At 64.6% G+C, this 6,661-nt stretch carries 10 protein-coding genes; all 10 read left to right on the top strand.

What is annotated here, in order from left to right; translation table 11 throughout:
- Positions 1–20: 20 nt before the first annotated feature.
- The 10 genes from tuf to rplP all read left to right on the top strand — a co-directional run bounded on the left by tuf (position 21) and on the right by rplP (position 6,653).
- The gene (tuf, locus tag OB2597_RS11920) at positions 21–1,196 is read left to right on the top strand and encodes an elongation factor Tu (protein WP_009805821.1); all 1,176 of its coding nucleotides are present in this window, start codon (positions 21–23) and stop codon (positions 1,194–1,196) included.
- A 293-nt stretch (positions 1,197–1,489) separates the two neighbouring features.
- Entirely contained in the window at positions 1,490–1,798 is a 309-nt protein-coding gene (rpsJ, locus tag OB2597_RS11915) for a 30S ribosomal protein S10 (RefSeq protein WP_009805820.1), read from the top strand.
- Positions 1,799–1,812: 14 nt separating this feature from the next.
- Positions 1,813–2,685: a 50S ribosomal protein L3 gene (gene rplC, locus OB2597_RS11910; protein ID WP_009805819.1), complete on the top strand. Its 873-nt coding sequence runs from the start codon at positions 1,813–1,815 to the stop codon at positions 2,683–2,685.
- Positions 2,682–3,299, top strand: coding sequence for a 50S ribosomal protein L4 (gene rplD, locus OB2597_RS11905; RefSeq protein ID WP_009805818.1), 618 nt, complete (start codon positions 2,682–2,684; stop codon positions 3,297–3,299). Before rplC ends, rplD begins: the two co-directional genes overlap by 4 nt.
- A complete protein-coding gene (locus OB2597_RS11900; RefSeq protein ID WP_009805817.1) occupies positions 3,296–3,592 on the top strand; it encodes a 50S ribosomal protein L23 in 297 nt (98 codons plus the stop codon). Before rplD ends, OB2597_RS11900 begins: the two co-directional genes overlap by 4 nt.
- Before the next feature lie 404 nt (positions 3,593–3,996).
- On the top strand, positions 3,997–4,839 hold the full coding sequence (gene rplB / locus OB2597_RS11895) for a 50S ribosomal protein L2 (protein ID WP_009805816.1): 843 nt from the start codon (positions 3,997–3,999) through the stop codon (positions 4,837–4,839).
- A 3-nt stretch (positions 4,840–4,842) separates the two neighbouring features.
- Positions 4,843–5,121: a 30S ribosomal protein S19 gene (gene rpsS, locus OB2597_RS11890; RefSeq protein WP_009805815.1), complete on the top strand. Its 279-nt coding sequence runs from the start codon at positions 4,843–4,845 to the stop codon at positions 5,119–5,121.
- 3 nt (positions 5,122–5,124) lie between these two features.
- Positions 5,125–5,505, top strand: coding sequence for a 50S ribosomal protein L22 (rplV, locus tag OB2597_RS11885; protein WP_009805814.1), 381 nt, complete (start codon positions 5,125–5,127; stop codon positions 5,503–5,505).
- A complete protein-coding gene (gene rpsC / locus OB2597_RS11880; protein ID WP_009805813.1) occupies positions 5,505–6,227 on the top strand; it encodes a 30S ribosomal protein S3 in 723 nt (240 codons plus the stop codon). The genes rplV and rpsC overlap by 1 nt, the downstream gene beginning before the upstream one ends.
- 12 nt (positions 6,228–6,239) lie before the next feature.
- Positions 6,240–6,653: a 50S ribosomal protein L16 gene (gene rplP, locus OB2597_RS11875; RefSeq protein ID WP_009805812.1), complete on the top strand. Its 414-nt coding sequence runs from the start codon at positions 6,240–6,242 to the stop codon at positions 6,651–6,653.
- The last annotated feature ends 8 nt before the right edge of the window (positions 6,654–6,661 follow it).

The raw sequence follows: 6,661 nt of genomic DNA, 5'->3' as shown, positions 1-6,661 counted from the left end.
CCCGACAAAGGAGGCCAATCATGGCAAAGGAAAAGTTCGAACGCGGCAAGCCGCACTGCAACATCGGCACGATCGGTCACGTCGACCACGGCAAGACGACGCTGACGGCGGCGATCACGAAGTACTTCGGCGACTTCCGCGCCTATGACCAGATCGACGGCGCGCCGGAAGAGAAGGCCCGCGGGATCACCATCTCGACCGCGCATGTGGAATACGAGACGGACAACCGTCACTATGCGCATGTCGACTGCCCCGGCCACGCCGACTACGTCAAGAACATGATCACCGGTGCCGCGCAGATGGACGGCGCGATCCTGGTGGTGAACGCGGCCGACGGCCCGATGCCGCAGACGCGCGAGCACATCCTGCTCGGCCGTCAGGTCGGCATTCCGGCCATGGTCGTCTTCCTGAACAAGGTCGACCAGGTGGATGACGAGGAGCTTCTCGAGCTCGTCGAGATGGAAGTGCGCGAGCTTCTGTCGGAATACGACTTCCCGGGCGACGACGTTCCGATCATCGCCGGCTCGGCGCTTGCGGCGATGAACGGCGACAATGCCGAGATCGGCGAGAACAAGATCCGCGAGCTGATGGCGGCCGTGGACGAGTACATCCCGCAGCCCGAGCGGGCCGTCGACCAGCCGTTCCTGATGCCGATCGAGGACGTGTTCTCGATCTCGGGCCGCGGCACCGTGGTCACCGGCCGCGTCGAGCGTGGCGTGGTGAACGTGGGCGACGAACTCGAGATCGTCGGCATCAAGGACACCAAGAAGACGACCTGCACCGGCGTCGAGATGTTCCGCAAGCTGCTGGACCGCGGCGAGGCGGGCGACAACATCGGCGCGCTGCTGCGCGGCATCGACCGTGACGGCGTGGAGCGGGGCCAGGTTCTCTGCAAGCCCGGCTCGGTCAAGCCGCACACCAAGTTCGAGGCCGAGGTCTACATCCTGACCAAGGACGAGGGCGGCCGTCACACGCCGTTCTTCGCGAACTACCGTCCGCAGTTCTACTTCCGCACGACGGATGTGACCGGCACCGTGACGCTGCCCGAGGGCACCGAGATGGTGATGCCGGGCGACAACCTGAAGTTCTCGGTCGAGCTGATCGCGCCGATCGCGATGGAAGACGGGCTGCGCTTCGCCATCCGCGAAGGCGGCCGGACCGTCGGTTCGGGCGTGGTCTCGAAGATCGTCGAGTGATCTGACGATCCCGCGACGACCCCGGACGCGCTCCGGGGTCCCGCGAGGCGGGGGCATGTCCCGGGCCCGACCCGTGACCGCCAGGCCCCCGGCCTGGACAAGAAAAGGCCTCGTTGCACCGCACGGGGCGGCCCCGGATCAGGTCCGGGGCACGACACAGGGCTCAAACGCTCGACAAGGGCCCCGGATCGTCTCCGGGGCGTCTCGAGCCTGGCCCGAAACGGGTTCGACGAGGGGGCAGGGTGGTCCTGCTTCCTCCTCTCAACTCAAACGCCGCAGAAGGCTGAATTGACATGTCTGGTCAAACAATCCGCATCCGGCTGAAGGCATTCGATTACCGCGTCCTGGACACCAGCACGCAGGAAATCGTGAACACGGCGAAGCGCACCGGCGCTCAGGTCCGTGGCCCGATCCCGCTGCCCAACAAGATCGAGAAGTTCACGGTTCTCCGTGGGCCGCACGTCGACAAGAAATCCCGCGATCAGTTCGAGATCCGGACGCACAAGCGTCTGCTCGATATCGTGGACCCGACCCCGCAGACGGTGGACGCGCTGATGAAGCTCGACCTCGCCGCCGGCGTGGATGTCGAGATCAAGGTGTAAGGGAGGCAACTTAGATGCTGCGTTCCGGTATCATCGCAAAGAAAATCGGCATGACCCGTCTCTTCATGGAAGACGGCAAGCAGGTGCCCGTGACGGTTCTCCAGCTGGACAAGCTGCAGGTCGTCGCTCAGCGCACCGCCGAGGCCCATGGCTACACCGCCGTCCAGCTGGGCGCGGGCACGGCCAAGGCGAAACGCACCTCCAAGGCGATGCGCGGCCATTTCGCCGCCGCCTCGGTGGAACCCAAGCGCAAGATCGCGGAATTCCGCGTGGATCCCGACAACCTGATCAAGGTGGGCGAGGAGATCACGGCTGACCACTACTTTGAAGGTCAGTTCGTCGATGTCTGCGGCACCTCGATCGGCAAGGGCTTCGCCGGTGCCATGAAGCGTCACAACTTCGGCGGTCTGCGTGCCACGCACGGTGTCTCGATCTCGCACCGGTCGCATGGTTCGACCGGTCAGTGTCAGGACCCGGGCAAGGTCTTCAAGGGCAAGAAGATGGCGGGCCATATGGGCGCCGTCCGTGTCACCACGCAGAACCTGCAGGTCGTCAAGACCGACAGCGAACGTGGGCTGATCATGATCAAGGGCGCCGTTCCGGGGTCCAAGGGTGGCTGGGTCACCGTCAAGGATGCGGTCAAGAAGCCGTTCCCCGAGAACGCGATCCTGCCCGCCGCGCTGAAATCCGCCGCCGAGGAAGCCGCCAGGGCCGCCGAGGAGGCCGCAGCCGCAGCCGCCGCCGAGGCCGAAGCGGAAGCACAGCGCCTGGCCGAGGAGCAGGCCGCCCAGGAAGCCGCCGCGCTGCAAGAGGCCGAAGCCGACATCGAGGCCGACAAGGCCGAGGATCAGGGCGACGGCGCCGAGAAGAAGGAAGGCGACGAATGAAACTCGACGTGATCAAACTGGACGGCTCGTCAGCCGGTTCCGTCGATCTCGGCGACGAGATCTTCGGCCTGGAACCGCGTGCCGACATTCTGCACCGCGTGGTCCGCTGGCAGCGCAACAATGCGCAGCAGGGCACCCACAAGGTGAAGACCCGGTCCGAGACCTCCTACTCGACCAAGAAGATCTATCGCCAGAAGGGCACCGGCGGCGCGCGCCACGGTGACCGGAACGCGCCGATCTTCCGCAAGGGCGGCATCTACAAGGGTCCGGTCCCGCGGTCGCATGGCCATGACCTGCCCAAGAAGTTCCGCAAGCTCGGCCTCAAGCATGCCCTGTCCGCCAAGGTCAAGGAAGGCTCGCTGGTCATCATCGACGCGGCGGAATCCGAGGGCAAGACCAACGCCCTGGCCAAGCAGGTCAAGGCGCTCGGCTGGAAGCGTGCGCTGATCATCGACGGTGCCGCGGTCAACGAAGGCTTTGCCAAGGCCGCCGCCAATATCGACGGTCTGGACGTGCTGCCCTCGGTCGGCGCGAACGTCTATGACATCCTCAAGCGTGACACGCTGGTGATCACGAAGGCGGGTGTCGAAGCACTGGAGGCTCGGTTGAAATGAGCGCGAAGGCAGAACATTACGACGTGATCCGCAAGCCGGTCATCACCGAGAAGGCGACCATGGCCTCCGAGGCCAATGCCGTCGTCTTCGAAGTGGCAGTCGACGCGAACAAGCCGCAGATCAAGGAGGCCGTCGAGGCGCTCTTCGGTGTGAAGGTGAAGGCCGTGAACACGACCGTCACCAAGGGCAAGGTCAAGCGGTTCCGCGGCCAGCTGGGCAAGCGGAACACGGTGAAGAAGGCCTATGTGACGCTCGAAGAGGGCAACACGATCGACGTGACCACCGGTCTCTGATCGGCCCTAGCGGGGTGAAACCCCACCCAGAAGACATCAGTCGGCCCCTCGCAGAGATGCGGGGGGCCGTCCGCTTTCGGGGCGGTCGATCGTCTGCGCGAGGACGATCCCACAAACCCTCCTGCAGAGGGGCGGTCGGGGTTGACCCCGGGGCGTAGCGGTTCTAAACGACCCCATCCGCAAGGCCCCGGATTCGTCCGGGGCTCTGCTTTTGGTTTGCGGGGACGTTCGCGAGGGGTGAAAGACCCTTCGCGCACGGCGCAGGCCGCAGGCTGGGTTTCGACCCGCCATCGAACCGGGGACCTTCGGGGCCCTATACAACCGGCCACCTTCGGGGGGCTTATCACATAGGTCTTCGCGCCCGGAGGGGCAGGGGATCGCTAGCTAAACGGAAGACAGAAAGCATGGCACTCAAGTCGTATAAGCCGACGACGCCGGGCCAGCGCGGGCTGGTGCTGATCGACCGTTCGGAGCTCTGGAAAGGACGCCCCGTCAAAGCCCTCACCGAGGGTCTGACGAAGAACGGCGGCCGGAACAACACCGGACGGATCACGATGCGCCGCAAGGGCGGCGGGGCGAAACGCCTTTATCGGATCGTCGATTTCAAGCGCAGCAAACGCGATGTGACGGCCACCGTCGAACGGATCGAATACGATCCGAACCGGACCGCCTTCATCGCGCTGATCCGCTATCAGGACGGTGAGCAGGCCTATATCCTCGCGCCGCAGCGCCTGGCCGTGGGCGACAGCATCATCGCCGGCGAAAAGGTCGACATCAAACCGGGCAACGCGATGCCGTTCTCGGGGATGCCCATCGGGACGATCGTCCACAACATCGAACTGAAGCCCGGCAAGGGCGGCCAGATCGCACGCGCCGCGGGCACCTATGCCCAGTTCGTCGGCCGTGACGGCGGCTATGCGCAGATCCGCCTGTCCTCGGGCGAATTGCGGATGGTCCGTCAGGAGTGCATGGCCACCGTCGGTGCCGTGTCGAACCCGGACAATTCGAACCAGAACTACGGCAAGGCCGGCCGCATGCGCCACAAGGGCATCCGCCCGAGTGTCCGCGGTGTCGTCATGAACCCGATCGATCACCCGCACGGTGGTGGTGAGGGCCGGACGTCCGGTGGCCGCCATCCGGTGACCCCCTGGGGCAAGCCGACCAAGGGTGCGCGCACCCGTGACAAGAACAAAGCGTCCTCGCGGCTTATCATCCGCTCCCGGCACGCCAAGAAGAAAGGGCGCTAAGCTATGTCTCGCTCTGTTTGGAAAGGCCCCTTCGTCGATGCCTACGTGCTGAAGAAAGCCGAAGCATCGCGTGAATCGGGCCGCAACGAAGTCATCAAGATCTGGTCGCGCCGCTCGACGATCCTGCCCCAGTTCGTGGGCCTGACGTTCGGCGTCTACAACGGCCAGAAACATGTTCCCGTCAACGTCTCCGAAGACATGATCGGTCAGAAGTTCGGGGAATTCTCCCCGACCCGGACCTATTATGGTCATGCGGCCGACAAGAAAGCGAAGCGGAAGTAAGTCATGGGCAAGGAAAAGAACCCCCGCCGCGTGGCAGACAACGAAGCGATGGCCAAGGTCCGCATGCTTCGCACCAGCCCGCAGAAACTCAACCTGGTCGCTCAGCTGATCCGCGGCAAGAAGGTGGACAAGGCCCTCACGGACCTGACCTTCTCGAAGAAGCGGATTGCCGAGGACGTGAAGAAATGCCTTCAGTCCGCGATCGCCAATGCCGAAAACAACCACAACCTGGACGTCGATGACCTCATCGTCGCCGAGGCCTATGTGGGCAAGAACCTGATCATGAAGCGCGGGCGTCCCCGGGCACGTGGCCGCTATGGCCGCATCATGAAGCCGTTTTCGGAGCTGACCATCAAGGTCCGCCAGATCGAGGAGCAAGCCTAATGGGTCAGAAAGTCAATCCGATCGGCATGCGCCTCCAGGTCAACCGCACCTGGGACAGCCGCTGGTACGCCGATACCAAGGACTACGGCGATCTTCTGCTGGAAGACGTCCGCATGCGCGAATTCATCAAGGAAGAGTGCAAGCAGGCCGGTGTCGCCCGCATCATCATCGAACGTCCGCACAAGAAGTGCCGTGTGACCATCCACACCGCGCGTCCTGGTGTCATCATCGGCAAGAAGGGCGCGGACATCGAGGTCCTGCGCAAGAAGCTGGCGAAGATGACCGACAGCGAACTGCACCTCAACATCGTCGAGGTCCGGAAGCCGGAGCTGGACGCCGCGCTGGTGGGCGAGTCCATCGCACAGCAGCTCGAGCGCCGGGTGTCCTTCCGCCGCGCGATGAAGCGGGCCGTGCAGAACGCCATGCGCATGGGCGCCCTGGGTATCCGGGTGAACGTCGCGGGCCGTCTGGGAGGTGCGGAAATCGCGCGGACCGAATGGTACCGCGAGGGCCGTGTGCCCCTGCACACGCTGCGCGCCGACATCGACTATGCCCACTCCGAGGCGTCGACCCCCTACGGGATCATCGGCATCAAGGTGTGGATCTTCAAAGGCGAAATCCTGGAGCATGACCCGCAGGCGCGCGATCGCCGTGCGCAGGAGCTTCAGGACGGTCCTGCCCCCCGTGGTGCCGGCGGTGGCCGCCGCGACCGCGACCGGTAAGGAGACGGACAGATGCTTCAACCGAAACGCACGAAATTCCGCAAGCAGTTCAAGGGCCGCATCAAGGGCGACGCCAAGGGCGGGTCCGATCTGAACTTCGGAACCTACGGCCTCAAGGCCACCCAGCCCGAGCGCGTCAGCGCCCGTCAGATCGAAGCCGCCCGCCGGGCCATGACGCGCCACATGAAGCGTCAGGGCCGGGTCTGGATCCGGATCTTCCCCGACGTGCCGGTGACCGCCAAGCCGATCGAGGTTCGGATGGGTAAAGGCAAGGGCTCGGTCGATCGCTGGGTCTGCAAGGTCAAGCCGGGCCGCGTCATGTTCGAGATCGACGGCGTGAACGAAGACATCGCCCGCGAGGCCCTGCGCCTGGCCGCGATGAAGCTTCCGGTCAAGACCCGCGTCGTGGTTCGCGAGGACTGGTAACGGGGTGG

The organism is Pseudooceanicola batsensis HTCC2597, assembly GCF_000152725.1.
In the GTDB taxonomy this organism is placed as follows: domain Bacteria; phylum Pseudomonadota; class Alphaproteobacteria; order Rhodobacterales; family Rhodobacteraceae; genus Pseudooceanicola; species Pseudooceanicola batsensis.
Note: the sequence above shows the minus strand (reverse complement) of the source record. Positions and strands in the feature narration are given on the sequence as shown.